17 protein-coding genes and 1 other RNA gene are annotated in these 17,964 nt (G+C 40.7%); 12 read left to right on the top strand and 6 right to left on the bottom strand.

What is annotated here, in order from left to right; translation table 11 throughout:
- Nucleotides 1-132 precede the first annotated feature (132 nt).
- The 6 genes from BUA96_RS07405 (at nt 133) to BUA96_RS07430 (ending at nt 5,437) form a co-directional block, all read left to right on the top strand.
- Nucleotides 133-1,356: an Nramp family divalent metal transporter gene (locus BUA96_RS07405; protein WP_072981893.1), complete on the top strand. Its 1,224-nt coding sequence runs from the start codon at nt 133-135 to the stop codon at nt 1,354-1,356.
- The gene (gene pxpA / locus BUA96_RS07410; protein WP_072981895.1) at nt 1,353-2,102 is read left to right on the top strand and encodes a 5-oxoprolinase subunit PxpA; all 750 of its coding nucleotides are present in this window, start codon (nt 1,353-1,355) and stop codon (nt 2,100-2,102) included. Before BUA96_RS07405 ends, pxpA begins: the two co-directional genes overlap by 4 nt.
- Nucleotides 2,093-2,818 carry a 5-oxoprolinase subunit PxpB gene (pxpB, locus tag BUA96_RS07415; protein WP_084673093.1) on the top strand — a complete coding sequence of 242 codons (726 nt, stop codon included), beginning with the start codon at nt 2,093-2,095 and terminating at the stop codon, nt 2,816-2,818. Before pxpA ends, pxpB begins: the two co-directional genes overlap by 10 nt.
- Nucleotides 2,811-3,671, top strand: coding sequence for a 5-oxoprolinase subunit C family protein (locus BUA96_RS07420; RefSeq protein WP_072981899.1), 861 nt, complete (start codon nt 2,811-2,813; stop codon nt 3,669-3,671). The genes pxpB and BUA96_RS07420 overlap by 8 nt, the downstream gene beginning before the upstream one ends.
- Nucleotides 3,672-3,843: 172 nt before the next feature.
- Nucleotides 3,844-4,794: a TIR domain-containing protein gene (locus tag BUA96_RS07425; RefSeq protein WP_128755666.1), complete on the top strand. Its 951-nt coding sequence runs from the start codon at nt 3,844-3,846 to the stop codon at nt 4,792-4,794.
- A gap of 172 nt (nt 4,795-4,966) precedes the next feature.
- A complete protein-coding gene (locus BUA96_RS07430) occupies nt 4,967-5,437 on the top strand; it encodes a cupin domain-containing protein (protein WP_072981903.1) in 471 nt (156 codons plus the stop codon).
- Nucleotides 5,438-5,517: 80 nt separating this feature from the next.
- Here the strand turns inward: BUA96_RS07430 and BUA96_RS07435 are convergent, their stop codons facing one another.
- Nucleotides 5,518-6,456 (bottom strand): hypothetical protein, encoded by a 939-nt coding sequence (locus BUA96_RS07435; protein ID WP_072981905.1) that lies wholly within the window; start codon nt 6,454-6,456, stop codon nt 5,518-5,520.
- A gap of 108 nt (nt 6,457-6,564) precedes the next feature.
- Here BUA96_RS07435 and BUA96_RS07440 point away from each other — a divergent pair, with 108 nt between their 5' ends.
- Entirely contained in the window at nt 6,565-7,710 is a 1,146-nt protein-coding gene (locus BUA96_RS07440) for a cysteine desulfurase family protein (protein WP_072981907.1), read from the top strand.
- Here BUA96_RS07440 and BUA96_RS07445 read toward each other — a convergent pair.
- Both BUA96_RS07445 and BUA96_RS07450 read right to left on the bottom strand, forming a co-directional pair.
- Nucleotides 7,707-10,211: a TonB-dependent receptor gene (locus BUA96_RS07445; RefSeq protein WP_084673094.1), complete on the bottom strand. Its 2,505-nt coding sequence runs from the start codon at nt 10,209-10,211 to the stop codon at nt 7,707-7,709. The two genes, BUA96_RS07440 and BUA96_RS07445, sit on opposite strands and share 4 nt — an antisense overlap.
- The gene (locus BUA96_RS07450; protein ID WP_072981909.1) at nt 10,165-11,856 is read right to left on the bottom strand and encodes a M23 family metallopeptidase; all 1,692 of its coding nucleotides are present in this window, start codon (nt 11,854-11,856) and stop codon (nt 10,165-10,167) included. Before BUA96_RS07450 ends, BUA96_RS07445 begins: the two co-directional genes overlap by 47 nt.
- A 283-nt stretch (nt 11,857-12,139) precedes the next feature.
- Here BUA96_RS07450 and BUA96_RS07455 point away from each other — a divergent pair, with 283 nt between their 5' ends.
- From BUA96_RS07455 to rny, 4 genes are all read left to right on the top strand, one after another.
- Nucleotides 12,140-12,430, top strand: coding sequence for a hypothetical protein (locus BUA96_RS07455; RefSeq protein WP_072981911.1), 291 nt, complete (start codon nt 12,140-12,142; stop codon nt 12,428-12,430).
- Between the two features lie 15 nt (nt 12,431-12,445).
- Nucleotides 12,446-12,736 carry a cell division protein ZapA gene (locus BUA96_RS07460; protein ID WP_072981913.1) on the top strand — a complete coding sequence of 97 codons (291 nt, stop codon included), beginning with the start codon at nt 12,446-12,448 and terminating at the stop codon, nt 12,734-12,736.
- A 52-nt stretch (nt 12,737-12,788) separates the two neighbouring features.
- Nucleotides 12,789-12,897: non-coding RNA, 6S RNA (gene ssrS / locus BUA96_RS07465), on the top strand.
- Nucleotides 12,898-12,943: 46 nt separating this feature from the next.
- The gene (gene rny, locus BUA96_RS07470; RefSeq protein WP_072981915.1) at nt 12,944-14,512 is read left to right on the top strand and encodes a ribonuclease Y; all 1,569 of its coding nucleotides are present in this window, start codon (nt 12,944-12,946) and stop codon (nt 14,510-14,512) included.
- Between the two features lie 72 nt (nt 14,513-14,584).
- On the opposite strand, the gene BUA96_RS07475 is transcribed toward rny, so the two are convergent.
- Nucleotides 14,585-15,316 (bottom strand): YebC/PmpR family DNA-binding transcriptional regulator, encoded by a 732-nt coding sequence (locus BUA96_RS07475; RefSeq protein WP_072981917.1) that lies wholly within the window; start codon nt 15,314-15,316, stop codon nt 14,585-14,587.
- Nucleotides 15,317-15,412: 96 nt separating this feature from the next.
- Complete coding sequence (locus BUA96_RS07480; protein ID WP_072981919.1) at nt 15,413-15,697, bottom strand: 4a-hydroxytetrahydrobiopterin dehydratase; 285 nt, start codon at nt 15,695-15,697, stop codon at nt 15,413-15,415.
- Nucleotides 15,698-15,847: 150 nt separating this feature from the next.
- Here BUA96_RS07480 and BUA96_RS07485 point away from each other — a divergent pair, with 150 nt between their 5' ends.
- Complete coding sequence (locus BUA96_RS07485; RefSeq protein WP_072981920.1) at nt 15,848-17,314, top strand: aminoacyl-histidine dipeptidase; 1,467 nt, start codon at nt 15,848-15,850, stop codon at nt 17,312-17,314.
- Between the two features lie 68 nt (nt 17,315-17,382).
- Here the strand turns inward: BUA96_RS07485 and BUA96_RS07490 are convergent, their stop codons facing one another.
- Entirely contained in the window at nt 17,383-17,883 is a 501-nt protein-coding gene (locus tag BUA96_RS07490) for a DUF4168 domain-containing protein (RefSeq protein WP_072981922.1), read from the bottom strand.
- Nucleotides 17,884-17,964: the final 81 nt, after the last annotated feature.

Below are 17,964 nucleotides of genomic sequence, written 5' to 3' on the forward strand. Positions count from 1 at the left end.
AAATTATCGTTGAAGTTAAGAGGAGTATTCAATTTCTTTTCCTGCTAGCCTAGTATTAGGGTTTTCACTTTAGCCAAAGGTTTGTGCCGAAATCAAAACAGATGTTTTTATATTTAAGATTTTACAAGATCTATGCGAAATCCTTTTAAGAACATTGGCCCCGGCGCCTTAGTGGCAGCGGCATTTATCGGTCCGGGTACGGTGACCGTTTGTACACTTGCAGGTATTCAGTTTGGTTTTAGCCTGTTGTGGGCGATGACCTTATCCATCATTGCGACCATTATTCTACAGGAAACCGCTTCCCGTATTGGTCTAGTTTCGCAAAAGGGTCTATCACAAGTACTGCGTGATGAACTGCCCGCAGGTATTCTTAGAAAATCGGTTTTAGGCCTTGTTTTAGCAGCCATAGTTGTGGGTAATGCGGCCTATGAAGGTGGAAATATAAGCGGTGGCGTTTTAGGACTTCAGGCTTTAGGAAGCACGGGTATTATTGAAGTTGCGGGAAATACTATAAACGGATACAGTTTACTTATAGGAGCTATAGCTTTCATTTTATTATATATTGGCAATTACAAAGTGCTTGAAAAAGTCTTTTTGCTTCTGGTAATCTTGATGAGCTTATCTTTTGTGATCACGGCGATACTCACAGGTCCTCAACTGCTAACGGTGCTCAAAGGTGCTCTGATTCCGCAATTTCCTGACGGAAGTATTCTAATGATCGTTGCTTTGGTAGGAACCACTGTTGTACCGTACAATTTGTTTTTACATGCGTCTTTAGTCAATCAAAAATGGAAAGATAGATCTGAACTTTCCGCAGCAAAAAAAGATACGATTGTTGCAGTGATCTTAGGCGGACTCGTATCTATGAGCGTGATCATTGCTGCAGCAGCTTTAAGCGGACAAGAAGTAGATGGCGCCAGCGGACTCGCACTAAGCTTAGAGCCGCTTTACGGTAGCGCTGCGCGATATTGTATAGGATTAGGACTCTTTGCCGCAGGGATTACTTCAGCGATCACAGCACCGCTTGCGGCAGCTTATGTAGCACAAGGATGCCTCAATCTGGGAGGTGATCTCAAATCACGAAACTTCAGATTGGTTTGGATACTCGTTTTAGTACTCGGCGTGGGTGTTGCAACTTTTGGGATCAAACCTATTGAGATCATTCAGTTTGCGCAGGTGGCAAACGGCATTCTTTTACCGGTAATTGCTGGAATCTTGATCTGGTTGGCCAATCGCAGTACGCTTTTAGGAAGCTACCAAAACTCCAAGTTGAAAAATGTAATAAGCGTGTGCATCTTGATCGTAACCCTTATATTAGGAGCGCGTGCAATTCTAAGCGTTTTTGGACTTATATGAGAACAAGTATCGATCTTAACTGTGATTTAGGCGAAGGCATCGGCAATGAAGCCGCCTTGATGCCGCTTATCAGTTCGTGCAACCTCGCTTGCGGCGGTCACGCCGGCGATCTAGAAACTATAGACCAAGTGGTTCAGCTTGCAAAACAGCACAAGGTTGGAGTAGGAGCGCACCCTTCTTTTCCTGATCGGGAGCATTTTGGACGGAAGGAAATGCAGCTTTCATTTAAAAGACTCAAAGACTCCGTTTTAGAACAAATTGCCAGAGTGAATCAAGCGTGTTTGAAACATCAAGTGCCCTTGCATCATATCAAAGCACACGGCGCCTTGTATAATTTGTGCGCTCAAAAAAAGGAATATGCTGAATTTCTGACGGAAGTTTTGGCTGAAGCCTATCCTGAAATCCCGGTGTATGTACCTTTTGATTCTGAAATGGCCCGTGTGGCAACAGGAAAACTGAAGTTGCTTTTTGAAGCTTTTGCCGATCGTAATTACGAACCTGACGGAAGCTTAGTCTCTCGTCAAAAAGACCACGCGGTGATCACCGATGAAAATACCTTGATCAACCACGTTTTACGTATGGTTCAACACAACGAAATTAAGACTCTTGACGGTGGTATTTTGAAAGTAAAAATTGATACCATTTGTGTTCACGGCGACACGCCAAAAGCAGTGGAATTGCTTCAGCTTTTGAATCAAAAATTAGACGACAATCAGATTAAAAAAACTACCGTATCGTGCACGTAAAACCCAGCATAAACAGACTTGGAGAACAGGCGATACTCCTGCAATGGGACTTTAAAATTTCGCCTGAAAACTTGAAATTTCTGCTTTCAATAAAAAAATACATCGCATCAAATATAGTTAAACATAAAGTTGAAATAACAAATACATACAACTCAATATTAATAAATTATGTTATTTCAATAGAATCTGTTTATAGCGATTTTGAGCGCTTAAAAACGCTTGATTTTCATAATATTCCACTCGAGGCTGTCACTTCAAAATTGTATCGGGTACCGGTATGTTATGATGCTGAATTTGGTCTCGACCTTGAGTTGTTGGCAAAGGAAAAATCCTTGACGATTGACGAAGTCATCAGCTTGCATACTGCTCCGGAATACACGCTTTATTTTATAGGCTTCTTACCCGGATTTTTATATCTCGGCGGAATGCACGAGCGCCTCAAAATGCCACGAAAATCTGAGCCGCGCGCATCGGTTTTAAAAGGGGCTGTGGGCATCGCTGAAAACCAAACCGGAATTTACCCAAACAGCAGTCCGGCAGGATGGCAAATTATCGGAAATTGTCCGGTAGCTTTATTCGATCCTAAAAGCGAACCACCCTGTCCGTTTGCGTCGGGAGATCGCATTCAGTTCTATTCGGTTTCTAAGTTAAAGTATGACGAAATTCAACAGGAAGTTCAAGCAGGAACCTATCATTTAACTTCAACTCATGGCTAACATACACGTAGTTCGACCAGGTTTTTATACCACCCTTCAAGATACCGGAAGACATGGCGTTGCGCAGTATGGCGTGCCGCAAAGCGGGGTGATGGACTCGTTCTCTGCCGGAAAAGCCAATTTGTTACTGAATAATGATCCTAATGCTGCTGTGCTCGAAATCCTGATGACCGGTCCGGTATTGGAGTTTAGCAGCGAAACCTACATTGCGGTTTGCGGAGCACAATTTGATATTTTACTCAACGACCAAGCCATAAGCTTAGCCAAACGCTATCGCGTACAAAAAGGTGACGTGCTCAAATTTGGAAGACTCCATAAGGGCTTACGTGCTTATCTTGCCGTTTCCGGAAGTTTTCAAACCGAATTGGTATTGGGTAGCCGAAGTCAGTATCCCGGCATTACAATGGCTGCTAAGCTTGAAAAAGGGGCGTTTCTGGCCATTACTGATGAAGTAGTAACCACGAAAGCATTATCTCGTGTAAACTTTGAAGATACCCAACTTTGGGATCCCGCAATTGAAGCCTATCCCGGCCCGGAGTTTGCGTTGTTGAGCACCGAGGAGCAACAGCAGCTTTTTGAGAGGTTATTTACGCTGAGTTCTAAGAGCAACCGGATGGCGATCCCATTTAAAGAAACTTTTGATAATACGCTGAAAGGCATCACTACAGGGCCGGTTTTACCGGGAACGGTGCAACTTACCCCAAACGGAACCCTTATCGCATTGATGCGTGACTGTCAGGTTTCTGGAGGCTATCCCAGAGTTTTACAGTTGAGCGCATTTGGTATTTGCCAACTCGCTCAAAAACGACCTGGCGAAGCTATTTGGTTTAAACGAAAAGCGCTTAAAAGCTAGCTTGTATAAGCTGCTTTAGATTGTAATCATATAGGGTATTATACCGCTAACAAAAATCCCAAATCGCCAGCAAAAAGTGGAGATATCCCGTAAATTTTGAGGGGATATTGATATATTTAGTTTTGATACAAGCTGCGCAGCATTTAAAAGTCTAATTCAACATAAAATGGGAATGAATAATCCTCCAGTAAAATGTCATATTACCGATTTAGAAACTACTAATTATCCTTCAAGTTATGATTTAGCAGAGTACATAATTGAATACTCTGGTAGAAGAATATTATTTAGATTTCATTGGGACCATAAAAATTCTAGGTTTGTGGAATCGAACAAACATTTATTACAGGGTTTAATTTTGAACGATAAATTTCCAAAAGAATATGGTTTGAGTGATAGTCCAGTTCTTGATAACAAGAAATTAGAAAAAATTATACGAGAAAGTATTATACCCAATACACCGGATGAGAAAATGGAAAATCTTCTTTCGTATTTGCATTCCTTACAGGATTATGAAGGGGCGATTATAAAATTTCCCGAAAAATCCAAAGACCTATTAGCCAAAAAGCTCTATTTTAAAAATTATCAAGAATTGACTTTCTACCTATTTACCTTGAAACTTAAAGGTTTTATAGAAGGGAAGGCTAGACATACTATGGATGGTTCCGACTTGGGCTATATTCACCTAACATATGAAGGACTTTCTAAGGTTATCGACATTTATGAAAGTGGAAATAAATCGAATAGATATTTTATTGCTATGTCATTTTCAGATAGCTTAAATGATACAAGAGAAGCTATTAAAATTGCAGTTTCGAATGCTGGATATCTTCCTATTCTAATTGATGAAATACATTATGATGCTGATGTAACTATCAATGATGCATTAATCGCAGAAATTAAAAAATGTAAATTCTTAGTGGCTGATTTTACTCAACATAAGCACGGAGTTTATTTCGAGGCTGGATATGCCTTAGGTCTAAAAAGGCCGGTAATATATTTATGTGAAAAAGAGGATTTTGGAGATACCCATTTCGATACAAATCACTATCCTCATATTATTTATTCAGATTTAGATAATCTTAAGGAAAGTCTTGTAAATAAAATTGAAGCCTGGATTAATTAAACTTTGCCTAACAATGGCTCATCGCCAATAACGAGTATTACCGAAAAATTGTAATTTTTGAAACTAGGTAATAAAGCAATTAAACCGACAAATACGAGCCCCAACGCTCGCAACAGGCAATAGTTGAGACCATTCAAACAAAGAATCAATACCCTCTTAAAACACGTTCAAAATGAAAAATTCAATAACTATTCTTTTCGTTCTTTTTTCACTTGCGGTTTTTGGGCAAGATCAGGAATATCAAGTTTCATCCTATTTAACATCAGGTGTAAAAGCGCCTAATACGCACTATATTGGCGAAGCTTGGCTCAACGGGATCATTGCCGGTGATGCAGAATTGGGCTATAACATAACCAAAGCGACCTTTAAGGCTAATTCTACTTTAGACTGGCATAAGCATAGTTCGCCTCAAGTGTTGATCATTGTTGATGGAGAAGCATATTATCAAGAAAGAGGTAATAATGCAGTAGTCCTTAAGGAGGGTGATATCATCAAGTGTGAAAAAGATATCGAACACTGGCATTCTTCAACAAAGAATAGCGACGTAACCTATTTGGCATTATACGGAGGCGAGCAACCCACAACCTGGACGGAAGTGGTAACACAAGCCTATTACGATAAAATCGCTGAAGAACTGGATTAATTTTCAATTCAGGATCATTTAAAAAAAGAAAGCCGAGCAGTAACACTCGGCTTTTGTTTTTATAAAACTAACACTTTTATCTACTCAGGAAACTCAGGTGTTACTTGCGTTTTTTCACTTGGAGCGCTATATTCTCCAAATAACAATTCTTCCTGTCTGATGGTTGCTTCTCCGTTTTGAGAAATAAAGACAAGATCTGTCAAGTTGATGGTGAGTGTGATATTGTTTAGGTTATACGTATGCTCTCTAAATGCATTTACATTATAATCTATGGCGATGTTATCATTTAAATAATCAGGGCCAATAGATACATCAGTTACATCATTGTTAGGATTCAGATCACGGTCAACATCTTCATTTATGGTAAGTACACCATCGCCGTCGTCATCAGGATCCATAAAGTTAGGGATGCCGTCACCGTCGGTGTCCAGTGAACCTTCCATATCAATTGAGCCGTCCTCATTTAACACCACACCTTCTTGATTGGTGGGTACATTATCACCATCATCGTCAAAATCATAATAGTTTGGGATTCCGTCGCCGTCAAGATCAGTCTCCCCGTTTAAAGTCATTTCAAACTCGGCATCGATATCATCGTCATCATCATACTCACCTTCGGTTACAATGGTAACGGTTCCTTCTGCACTGATGTATTCTTCGGTAACGCTGGGTTGAGAAGGTGGTACTTCATTACAGAAATAGTCTGAAGTCACGGGATTATTAAAGATGCGGTACGAGACAAACGTGTCAGAGCTGCTTCCTAAGTTAAAAGTATAGGCCGTTTCGTTGCTCAATTCGGTTAAAATAGGTTCGTCTGTACTTATTCTAAAAGCGATCGCCTCGTTAGTGTCAGAGTTGATCTTATAAAAGATATAATTTACGGTCTCTGATTCGGTATCATCTACAGTAGAACAATAATCGACATCTTGTTCAGAAAAATCAAAAGAAGAAACGATAATATCACCGTCGTCACAAGAATTTAAGGCGATCAAACTAAAGAGAAGCAGTATCTTTTTCATAAGAGCAATACACGATTTTGGGCAAAAATAACAGAAATGCATTTTACTAACGGTTAAGCGGACTAAATAATTTTATTCTATTTAATTTTGTGCCTCTAAATTGTAAAAATGTCACAGGTTTATTTTGATAATGCGGCAACCACCGCTATTCGTCCCGAAGTATTAGAGCGTATGATCGAAGTGATGCGTGAAGTGCCGGGCAATCCTTCATCTACTCACGCTGTTGGGCGCAAAGCAAAGTCAATCATAGAGCAAGCGCGTAAAACCATTGCTAATTATCTGCACGTAACTCCGGGTGAGATCGTTTTTACTTCTGGTGGTACCGAAGCTGATAACTTGATCATCAACAGCGCTGTGCGCGATCTTGGGGTACGCCACATTATCACAAGTCCTATCGAGCACCACGCGGTAATTCACGTGGTTGAGCATCTACAACTCGCTTATGACATTAAGGTTTCTATGGTGCGCATCAAAGAGTGCGGAAGCGTAGATCTTGATCATCTTACAGAGCTGCTTGCCGGCAGTGAGGAGAAAACATTAGTAAGCCTAATGCACATAAATAATGAGATCGGTAATATGCTAGATCTTGAGGCGGTGGCTAAACTGGCTAAAGAACATAATACGTTATTTCACAGTGATATGGTGCAGTCTGTGGGGCATTTTGATCTTAATTTAAGTGAAATACCTGTAGATTTTATCGCTGCAGCCGCACATAAATTTCACGGACCAAAAGGCGTAGGTTTTGCTTTTCTTCGGAAAAATTCTAAAGTAAAATCTTTGATCTTTGGTGGTGGTCAGGAGCGTGGAAGCCGCGCAGGAACTGAGCCGGTACACAATATCGCTGGTATGGAAACCGCACTAATTAAAGCACAGGAAAATCTGGCAGAGGAGCGTGCTTATATTGAGGAGATCAAATGGTATTTTAAAGAGCAATTAGAAACACACATTCCTGATGTGCATTTTAATGGAAATTGTCACGACGGTACAAAAAGTACGTACACTTTGCTTAATGTGTGTCTTCCGGTACCGGAAGATAAAGCCTTGATGCTTTTATTTCAATTGGATTTAAAAGGAATTGCGTGTTCAAAAGGTAGTGCTTGCCAGAGTGGAAGCGACCAAGGCAGTCACGTGCTCAACGCCTTCTTAACAGAAGATAAGTTGAAAAAACCCAGTATACGTTTTTCATTTTCCCACGAAAACACCAAAGAAGAGGTTGATTATGTCGTGGCTACGTTAAAAGATTTTATCGCTTAAAAACGCGCGCTCAACCGAATATTAAAAACCCGAGGCGTCAAGTAATTAGGTACAGCGTATTGCTGGCGCGTGGCAGCATCTCGTACAAAAGTGTTCGTGATGCTGTTCTGACGGTCAAAAATGTTGAAGATCTCAATTCCCGTACTCAGCTCTTTTATAAGGCTGTTACGTAACGAACTCCGCTCTGAATTAATGATGGTATATAAAAAACCAACATCAGACCTGAAGTAAAAGGGCAAGCGGGTTTGGTACAGGTAAGGATCTGCATAACTTGGAGAACCTCCCGGCAAACCGGTTTGATACACCATTTTTAAATACAATTTCATATCCGGAATACGCGGCACGTAGTCTTGAAACAGAAAAGCCACTTTAAAACGCTGATCGGTAGGTCTTGCGATATAGCCCCGATCTTGAATGTTTTCTTCAGTTTTTAAAAGTCCGAGACTGATCCAGCTGTCGGTTCCCGGAACAAATTCACCCGATAGCCGAAAATCTAATCCATACGCATAAGCTTCCGCATCATTTGCTGCCCGATACCGGATGCGCACATTTTCTAAGGTATACGTATTTACGTTGTCTAAACTTTTAAAATAAGCTTCAGAGGTCAGCGTAAAAGGACGTCCCCACATATCAAAACTCCAGTCGTTTCCTAGCACCAGATGCACACTGCGCTGTGCTTCAACATCAGGAACTACCTGTCCTTGATCATTACGCAGTTCGCGGTAGAAGGGAGGCTGGTGGTAAATTCCTGCTGCAAGTCTAAAAAGCATATCGCTTTTCCAATTCGGTTTTAAACTGAATTGCCCCCGCGGGCTAACCACTTGCTGTGAAGTTGAAGCAATACCTAAACCACTCACCGTCCAGAATTGACTACGAATACCGGCATTAAACCAAGCCTTTGCAGAAGACCAATTAATTCGTTTAGAATATTGTAAATAGCCCATCACGCGATCGATGCTCACGCTGTTTTGAGCCCTTCTGGACGTAAATGGCGACAGAGGAGCATCAAAGGGTTCATAAGGTTGCTCATTGACAAATTCTTCTAACGGCGGTCTCTTAGAAAACCCGGCAGAGTCAATGATCTCGTATTCTTGCAAGCGGTCTCTTATATTTTCGTGTGCATATTTTAATCCCCAATCCAGCTGATGTTCATCTTTAATATATTGGCCTTTGTGCTGTAGGTTGACAATGAGCGCATCCAGATTATTGCGGGCGTGGGTGAGTTGTGCACCTATGGCTCGGGTAAAATCCACTTCGCCTGCATTTGCGCTGCCAATTGTGGTATTAGGCGTTCCCAAAGCGTATTGTGCAGCGATGTCATAATGTTCTTGTTCTTGGGTGTGATATGCAGAGGCGGTGAATTTTAAGTCTAACTGTTCGTTAGGTTGATAGGTGGTGGAGAGCGCTCCACAATAGGTTTCATAACGATCCTGTTCCTGACCATTGTAAACCACAACTAAAGCAACAGGATCTGCAAGCGTACCAAAGTTGGTCTGCCGGGTTTGTGGCTCATAATTATAGCTGTTCACGGCTACCGTTCCCAAAAAATCAATACTAAATTTTGGGTTAAATGTATAGGTCAGATACGTTTGTAGGTCGGTAAATCTGGGTCTATAATTGGTTTGTGTTTGTTTAGCGTCAACCAGCAAACTATTGTCCCAATATCGCGCACCGCCAATAGCGGTAAACTTTTTATTCTTGCTAATTCCTTCTGCGGAAATACTGGCGCCAAGAAGACTGACATCTGCCGAAGCTGCAAATTCTACCGGTCGTTTATAGGTAATATCGAGTACTGATGAAAGCTTGTCGCCATATTTGGCCTGAAAACCTCCTGCACTAAAATCTATATCGCGCACCAGATCGGGGTTGATAATGCTTAATCCTTCTTGTTGTCCTGAGCGAATCAGAAAAGGGCGATACACTTCAATATCATTAATATAAACAAGGTTTTCGTCATAGTTCCCGCCACGCACCGCGTACTGCGTGCTCAGTTCGTTGTTGCTGCTCACGCCGGGCAGTGCCTGAAGTAAATTTTCTACACCGGGATTTGCACCTGGAATTTTACGTACCGTTTCGGGAGTAAGAATGGTGATTCCGCTGAGTTGATCAGTAGTATTGGCAGTGATCACCACATCACTTATTTGTTCGACCTTAGCATTCAAAACAGGATTGAATTCAACCATTTCGTTTTCTTTCAGATTGAATTGCGCCTTGATCGCTTTATAAGCGATATGAGAAAAGTTAAGTTGAATTGTTTTTTCCGCAGGAATGCTCAAAGTATAAAAACCCGATTCGTCCGTTTGGGTACCGCCACCAGACCACGTTATGTTAACGCCGCTTTGAGGAACTTGCTGTTCATTAAAAACTACTCCGCGTACGATCGCTTGCTGAGCCATCCCGGAAACGGATAGCAACACACAAAGCACGCAAAAAAGGGTAGTGGTTCTCAATAGATTATTTTCGGTAGAAGGTTGCTTCAAAAGTTGTGCTGTTGCCCACATTATCGGTGACGGTCAGTTTGAATTCGTTGGCGCCGCTCACACTTATGCCATCGCCAAAAGAATAGGTAAGCTGATTCTTTTTGTATTCATATTCCATCAAAGCAAATTTACCATTGATGGTCGCCCGGTAACTTTTGATACCGGTATCTTCATCTGTAATTTTAAAATTGATTTCGTTTAAATTAGAAATCCATTTTCCGTCAGAAAAATCTAAAGACTGAATTTTAGGAGGTTTGGTATCTATGCCGACCTTAAAATCACCTAATGCGTTTATAGAGGCGGTGAGATGGTCGTCTTCCAGGCGTGCTCCTTCATAGCGTAGTAGTCCGCGGTAATTGACACGCCCTATATAAAGTTTCTCACGATTCTGACGGGCAAAGGCAGAAACATCATAAGCCAGGCGTATGTATTTATGTACCGGAATTAGATCTTCATCCAGATGTAGTGCGTCGGTATTCGCAGTAATATCTAAGTAGTAATCATCATAGAACGCACCTTCTGGAATAAAAACCTCCCAATCACCAACTTCAAAATTCTTGTAGGTGTCGGCTTCCACGAAATATGGAGTTGTTTTGATTTCTTTAGGCGTAAGAATGGGCTCTTTAGCAATGGTAATGGGAACCACAAGCGTTGATGTATTACCTTGAATATCTTTAACTTTAATAGTATACACCGAAGCATTTCCGTTTTGGGTAAGATCGATCACGCCTTTGTTCTTCTCGTAAGTAAAAATGCTCAAGGGGTTGTTGCGTTCTATAAAAAGTTTTTGCACCCGTTTGCGGTCACCTTCATAAAGTTCGTAATCAATCATTCGGTTAAGGTATCGTGTTTCAGCAAAGGAGAATTGGTCCATTTTTACTTCCAAATACTTTTCGCCGTTAAAGCTGGTTTCAATGGAATAGATCCCGTTGCTATTATTAGCTCCGTCTTGCTGATCGATGGTTCCTAAGGCAAAACCAATCTGACCATAAGCACGTATTTTTTCAGCTAAAAAAGTGCCGTCAGGTTGTTTGGTAAAGCGCAATTCCTGACGTTTTTGAGATTGATTTACGTGGCTGGAATCAGACAAGGTATATACCACTAGATCTTTAAGAATAGGGTCTTGGTGATCGGGCGCTTGAATGCCAAAAAGTTGCGCATTCAAGGGGCGCTCATTTTTATCGCGAATCTCAAAATGCAAGTGTGGGCCGCCGCTACCGCCAGTGTTTCCGCTATAAGCTACTAATTCACCCTGCGTGACCACAAGCTCATCAGGATTCGGAAATAATTCGACCTCATAATTTTCAGCTTCGTATTGCTTTTGTTTGACATAAGCATCAATCGCAGGACCGTATTTGCTCAGGTGCCCATAAACAGTGGTATAACCATTAGGATGTGTGATGTATAAAGCTTTGCCATAACCATAATGTGAAACCTTAATGCGGCTCACATACCCTGAGGCGCTGGCGACCACTTCAAGACCGGTTCGGTGTTGGGTTTTAATATCAAGACCACTATGAAAATGATTACTTCTGAGTTCTCCAAAAGTTCCCGCAAAAACCGTAGGAATTTTTAAAGGTTTAATGAAAGCATCCTGCGGAAATTCGTTTTGAGCAAACATTACATTTGCCGCGATACCAAAAAAGAATAAAAGTGATTTTTTCATAGAAAAGCTAAGATAATTATTTGAAGCGAACTTTAAGTGATTAGCGCATCCTTATGGTAGAATATTGTACCGGTAATACAGCAATTTTTAAGCTTGAATGTGTCTTGATTCAAGGATTAAATCTTTAGTTTAAGTCTTGAATATCTAAATACTTCAAAGCCAAAAATTTAAATACCTAAACATTATTGTCAGCTATATACCTATTAAAAATAAAATAGATTGTATTGGGATATTAGTGCGCGAATGTTAACTTTGTGTGACTAAGCATTGTTAAAAATAGGTTATGAGTGAACTGTTGGAGCGTGTTGATGCATTGCAAAATGTTATGAGCAAATTGGTGCATCGCTACCAAAAGCTTCAACGTAATCACGAGCTTTTAGAGGCTGAAAATCAGAAACTCAAGCTAGAACAACAAGAATTAAATGAAGTTCTTGCTAACTGGGAAGCAAAGTACAGTACACTCAAAGCTGCTAATGCAATGCTGGGCAGTAACGAATATAAACGGGAAACCAAGCTCAAAATAAATGCTATGATGCGAGAACTTGACGCATGTATTGCGCAACTTGCAGATTAGACTTAAAAGGATCTCATGTCTGATTATTTAAAAATTAAATTGTCTATAGCAGACCGGGTTTATCCTTTAACTATAAAACCTCAACAGGAAGAAGGCTTACGTAAAGCGGCAAAGGAAATTGAGGCTATGATTAAAAAGTTTGAGCAAAGTTATGCTGTTAGAGATAAGCAAGATGTATTGGCCATGTGTGCCTTGCAATTCGCTTCAAAAGCTATACAACAGGATATGGACGGCGCAGGACAACATTCTGAAGCCATCGAACAACTTAAAAATTTAGAGTTGCTCGTTAAAAGTCAGCTATCCTAACGTTCTTTAAAATAGAATACTTACTGCCTACATTGGTTATATTTTTTGGTAAACTCAACACTATATTCTTTAAGAGGGATGAGTCTGAGTTGTAAAAGCGCGCCGTCTTTGAACGGATTCTTGATCAGCTCGTTAGTCCTATGATTTATTTTAAGGAGTTTACTCAAAACACTTCCAATGTAGGCTTTTTTTATATATACTAACTCAATGGGAAATACTGTACTAATAATCGTAGGTGTCATCTTAATAGCAGGCACACTGGGATTTTTACTAGCAAAATTGCTAGAGAAAAATAATGCCTCGCAAATCGTTAGCAACGCAAAAAAAGAAGCGGCTAATATTGTAAAGGAGGCTAAAAATGAAGGAGAGTCTATCAAGAAAGATAAGATCCTTCAAGCTAAAGAAAAATTTATCGAGCTTAAATCTGAGCACGAAAAAGTGATTCTTTCTCGCGATAAGAAAATAAACGATGCTGAAAAACGTACTCGGGATAAGGAGTCTCAAGTGAGCAGCGAACTTGCCAAAAATAAAAAGCTGAACAAAGAGATTGAGGCTAAGGTAAAAGACTATGACGACCGCTTAGAATATCTTGATAAACGTCAGGCAGATATAGACAAACTACACGCAAGTAAGGTACAGCAGCTGGAGGTGATTTCCGGACTTTCTGCAGATGATGCTAAAGAGCAATTGGTGGAGTCGCTTAAAGACCAGGCCAAAAGTGATGCGATGGCGTTCATTCAGAATGCTATGGAAGAAGCTAAGCTTACCGCAGAGCAAGATGCTAAAAAAGTCATCATTAACACCATTCAGCGTATTGGTACTGAAGAAGCAGTAGAAAACTGTGTTTCTGTATTCAACTTAGAAAGTGATGATGTAAAAGGTAGAATTATTGGTCGTGAAGGCCGAAACATTCGCGCGATCGAAGCGGCTACCGGTGTTGAGATTATTGTTGATGATACTCCAGAGGCGATCATACTTTCTTGTTTTGATAGCGTGCGTCGAGAAGTTGCGAGACTTTCTTTACACAAATTAGTGACCGACGGTCGTATTCACCCGGCACGTATTGAAGAAGTGGTTAAGAAAACCACTAAACAAATTGAGCAAGAAATTGTTGAAGTAGGTAAGCGTACGGTAATTGATTTAGGTATTCACGGATTACATCCGGAATTGATCAAAGCTGTGGGTAGAATGAAATACCGTTCTTCTTACGGGCAAAACTTATTACAGCACAGTAGGGAAGTAGCAAAACTTTGTGCTACGATGGCCGCAGAATTAGGTGTCAATCCTAAACTCGCTAAACGCGCCGGACTCTTGCACGATATAGGTAAAGTTCCGGAAACCGAAAGTGAAATGCCGCACGCACTATTAGGTATGGAGTGGGCTGAGAAATACGGTGAGAAACCTGATGTGTGCAATGCTATTGGAGCCCACCATGATGAGATCGAAATGAAAACGTTGCTAGCGCCTATTGTTCAGGTGTGTGATGCGATCAGTGGAGCCCGACCTGGAGCGAGACGTCAGGTGTTAGATTCGTACATTCAGCGTTTAAAAGACCTTGAGGATATCGCTTTTGGATTTGCTGGAGTTAAGAAGGCTTACGCGATTCAAGCGGGTAGAGAGTTACGTGTAATCGTTGAAAGTGAAAAAGTAAATGACGAGAAAGCATCAGCCTTGTCTTTTGAAATTTCGCAGAAAATTCAAACTGATATGACCTATCCGGGTCAGGTTAAGATTACTGTGATCAGAGAAACTCGAGCGGTGAATATTGCGAAATAAAAACCGCGAAATAAAGAGATAAAAAAAGGAGCCCATTGGCTCCTTTTTTTATTCGTTCAAATTGAAATCTTTTTATTCATCACTTCCTGAAGAGCTTTCATCCATTGAATGATATACGTTTTGTACGTCATCGTCTTCTTCAATTTTTTCTAAAAGCTTCTCAACGTCTTCTGCCTCTTCGGGCGTAAGGGTCTTTGTTACCTGAGGAATGCGTTCAAAGCCACTAGAAAGGATTTCGTGACCAGCTTCTTCAAGATAGGCCTGTAACGCTCCAAAGCTTCCAAAAGGACCGTAAATGATGATTCCGTCTTCGTCTTCAAAAACTTCTTCAGCACCGTAATCTATCAATTCTAGTTCGAGTTCTTCAGCATCAACACCTTCCGCGTTAATTCTAAAGTTACACGTATGATCAAACATAAACTCAACCGAACCTGAAGTTCCCAAGTTTCCGTTGCACTTATTAAAATACGAGCGGATGTTTGCTACCGTACGGTTGTTGTTATCAGTAGCCGTCTCAATAAGAATGGCAATTCCGTGAGGCGCGTATCCTTCAAAAAGCACTTCCTTATAATCCCCTAGACTTTTATCGCTAGCGCGTTTGATTGCGCGCTCGATATTGTCTTTAGGCATATTCACACTCTTAGCATTCTGTATAACGGCACGCAAACGAGAGTTCGAATCAGGATCAGGACCGCCTTCTTTCACGGCCATTACAATATCTTTTCCTATTCGTGTAAAGGCTTTTGCCATTGCGCTCCAGCGCTTCATCTTACGAGCTTTTCTAAACTCAAATGCTCTTCCCATAATTCGGATTTTTAAAGGCGGTAAATTTAACAAAATTCAGCATTTCCAAAAGTCTATTTATAGATTTAAAATCAACCTTGAAACGCACCAAATTGCTCAATTGCCTAACAATGCTTCAATAGTGTGCGCAAGCTTAAAATCTTTTTCTGTGAGTCCGCCGGCATCGTGGGTAGAAAGCGATATGTTTAAAGTGTTGTAAACGTTTGTCCATTCTGGGTGATGCTGTTGTAATTCTGCTTCAAAAGCGATGCGGGTCATTGTCGCAAAGGCTTCTTTAAAATTCTCAAATTCAAAAGAGGTATGAATGGCATTATCTTTATAATCCCAACCATCTAATTTGTCTAAGCGCTCTTTTATGCTTCGTTCATCTAATTTTTTCATCGGTATAAATTTTAGTTGGTAAAAGTTAATTAGAGTTTACGCGCTGCTAAAGGATTTAACCAAGATTAACGTTTAAAACTTAGCTTAAAAACCAGCAGAATTTAAAAGCGGAAGAATGCTTATCCTGTACCTTTGCAAAAACAGATTATTATGACAAATAAAGATATACGCCAGCTAGAGCCACAGGCAGTCTGGCAGAAGTTTGCAGACCTTAATGCCGTGCCCCGAGCGTCCAAAAAAGAGGCTCGTGTGATCGCATTTATGCAGTCTTTTGGCGAAGGATTGAACTTGGAAACCCTTGTTGACGAAGTGGGAAATGTGATCATCAGAAAGCCTGCTACAGCCGGACTTGAAGGTCGGCAGACGGTGGTGATGCAATCGCATCTTGATATGGTGCATCAAAAAAATAATGCGACGCAGTTTGATTTTGATACCGAAGGAATCAAGATGAAAGTAGAAGGTGATTGGGTTAAGGCTGAAGGTACTACACTAGGTGCCGACAATGGTTTAGGTGTTGCGACTATTATGGCTATTTTAGAAAGCACCGATATCCCACACCCTGCGCTTGAAGCGTTATTCACGATTGATGAAGAAACTGGAATGACCGGAGCGATGGGCCTTAAAGCGGGTGTATTGCAAGGTGATATTTTACTCAATTTAGATACCGAAGAAGATGACGAAATTGGCGTAGGTTGTGCCGGAGGAGTTGATATTACCGCTACGCGAACGTATAGCGAAGAAAAGGTTGCCAAAGGAAAAACAGCTTTTAAATTAACGGTTGATGGATTGCAAGGCGGCCACTCTGGGATGGATATCATTAAAGGTCTGGGCAATGCCAATAAATTTATGAATCGGTTTTTGCTTGACGGTTTTGAGAACTATGGATTGCAGATTACTGAAATAAACGGTGGTGGGCTGCGTAATGCAATCCCTAGGGAAAGCATCGCTGTATTTTGTATTGATGAAATTCATACCGAAGCGTTTAAAGCAGATATTGCAGAATTTACCGAAACCCTTAAAGAGGAATATAAAACCTTAGAACCTAATTTAACTGTTACTTTAGAAGCTCAAGAGTTACCCCAAACCGTTATGAATCTTGGTGTTCAAGAAGGTTTGTTAAAAGCTTTACGAGCGGCCTGGAACGGTGTTTACCGTATGAGTCCTGATATTGAGGGTCTGGTAGAAACATCAAATAATGTAGCGCGCGTAAATGTAAAGGATGGAAAAATAGAAGTTTTATGTTTGACGCGATCGTCTGTAGAATCTTCGCGTACAGATCTTGCCAATACCATTCGTAGCGTATTTGAACTTATAGGATGCGAGGTGGAATTGTCAGGAGAATATCCGGGGTGGAAGCCTAATATGGACAGTCCGATTTTAAAGGTTTTGGTTGAAAAATACACAAATTTAAATAACGAAGCTCCTCACGTTGCCGCCTGTCACGCCGGCTTAGAATGTGGAATTTTAGGGCAAAATTATCCGGAGATGGATATGATTTCTTTTGGTCCTACCATACGCGGAGCGCACTCGCCTGATGAACGTGCAAGTATTTCTTCAGTACAGAAATTCTGGGTGTTTGTGCAGGAAATTTTAAAAGATATTCCGGTGAAGAATTAGTCGGAAATTTTGAGATAAAAAAAGGGAGCTGAATTTCAGCTCCCTTTTCATTTTATACAGTTCAGAATTTATCCTTCTGTTTGTTTCTTCATCATAATTCCTTGAAACTTCTTCTGAAGTTCTTTATCCTGTTGAAGTGCCATTGCTACAGCTTTGTAACGATCTAAAGTTAGTCCGTGCTCTTCAATGATGCCGGCCATTTTAGTCTCTAATGCAGGTTGCATCTTTTTTAATTCGGCAACTACAGCAGCGTGTTTTTTCAACTCTTCATCTGTTGCTTCTACCTCAGTTTCCGGATTCATTTGTGCTTTTTGAATTTCGGTAAAACGTTGCACATCTAAACCTTCAGTTTTTATAATGCCCATCATTTCCTGTTGTGCAGCTTGGTTTTCTACCTGTACTTCTTGAAATGCATCAGCAAATTTAGTAAGCTCAGCGGTACTAATTGTGGTTTGCGCTTGAGCAGTAGCAGCAGCCGGTAATTGTTGTGCTTTTGCAGCGGTACTTAGACCACCTACAAGCGCTCCGGTTAATGCTAGAGTTATAATATTCTTTTTGAATGTAATCATTGTTGTTTCTTTTTATATGAACAAACAAGTATAGGCAAAGGTGTTGCCAATTCATCGCATTTAAGGAAAAGAAGCTGGTTT

It is taken from the genome of Leeuwenhoekiella palythoae, from assembly GCF_900130045.1.
Lineage (GTDB): Bacteria > Bacteroidota > Bacteroidia > Flavobacteriales > Flavobacteriaceae > Leeuwenhoekiella > Leeuwenhoekiella palythoae.

Excerpts from the sequence above, each read along its gene's own strand:
- BUA96_RS07405 (WP_072981893.1), top strand. The coding sequence starts at position 133 with ATGCGAAATCCTTTTAAGAACATTGGCCCCGGCGCCTTAGTGGCAGCG.
- pxpA (WP_072981895.1), top strand. The coding sequence starts at position 1,353 with ATGAGAACAAGTATCGATCTTAACTGTGATTTAGGCGAAGGCATCGGC.
- BUA96_RS07420 (WP_072981899.1), top strand. The coding sequence starts at position 2,811 with ATGGCTAACATACACGTAGTTCGACCAGGTTTTTATACCACCCTTCAA.
- BUA96_RS07425 (WP_128755666.1), top strand. The coding sequence starts at position 3,844 with ATGAATAATCCTCCAGTAAAATGTCATATTACCGATTTAGAAACTACT.
- BUA96_RS07430 (WP_072981903.1), top strand. The coding sequence starts at position 4,967 with ATGAAAAATTCAATAACTATTCTTTTCGTTCTTTTTTCACTTGCGGTT.
- BUA96_RS07435 (WP_072981905.1), bottom strand. The coding sequence starts at position 6,456 with ATGAAAAAGATACTGCTTCTCTTTAGTTTGATCGCCTTAAATTCTTGT.
- BUA96_RS07440 (WP_072981907.1), top strand. The coding sequence starts at position 6,565 with ATGTCACAGGTTTATTTTGATAATGCGGCAACCACCGCTATTCGTCCC.
- BUA96_RS07445 (WP_084673094.1), bottom strand. The coding sequence starts at position 10,211 with ATGTGGGCAACAGCACAACTTTTGAAGCAACCTTCTACCGAAAATAAT.
- BUA96_RS07450 (WP_072981909.1), bottom strand. The coding sequence starts at position 11,856 with ATGAAAAAATCACTTTTATTCTTTTTTGGTATCGCGGCAAATGTAATG.
- BUA96_RS07455 (WP_072981911.1), top strand. The coding sequence starts at position 12,140 with ATGAGTGAACTGTTGGAGCGTGTTGATGCATTGCAAAATGTTATGAGC.
- BUA96_RS07460 (WP_072981913.1), top strand. The coding sequence starts at position 12,446 with ATGTCTGATTATTTAAAAATTAAATTGTCTATAGCAGACCGGGTTTAT.
- rny (WP_072981915.1), top strand. The coding sequence starts at position 12,944 with ATGGGAAATACTGTACTAATAATCGTAGGTGTCATCTTAATAGCAGGC.
- BUA96_RS07475 (WP_072981917.1), bottom strand. The coding sequence starts at position 15,316 with ATGGGAAGAGCATTTGAGTTTAGAAAAGCTCGTAAGATGAAGCGCTGG.
- BUA96_RS07480 (WP_072981919.1), bottom strand. The coding sequence starts at position 15,697 with ATGAAAAAATTAGATGAACGAAGCATAAAAGAGCGCTTAGACAAATTA.
- BUA96_RS07485 (WP_072981920.1), top strand. The coding sequence starts at position 15,848 with ATGACAAATAAAGATATACGCCAGCTAGAGCCACAGGCAGTCTGGCAG.
- BUA96_RS07490 (WP_072981922.1), bottom strand. The coding sequence starts at position 17,883 with ATGATTACATTCAAAAAGAATATTATAACTCTAGCATTAACCGGAGCG.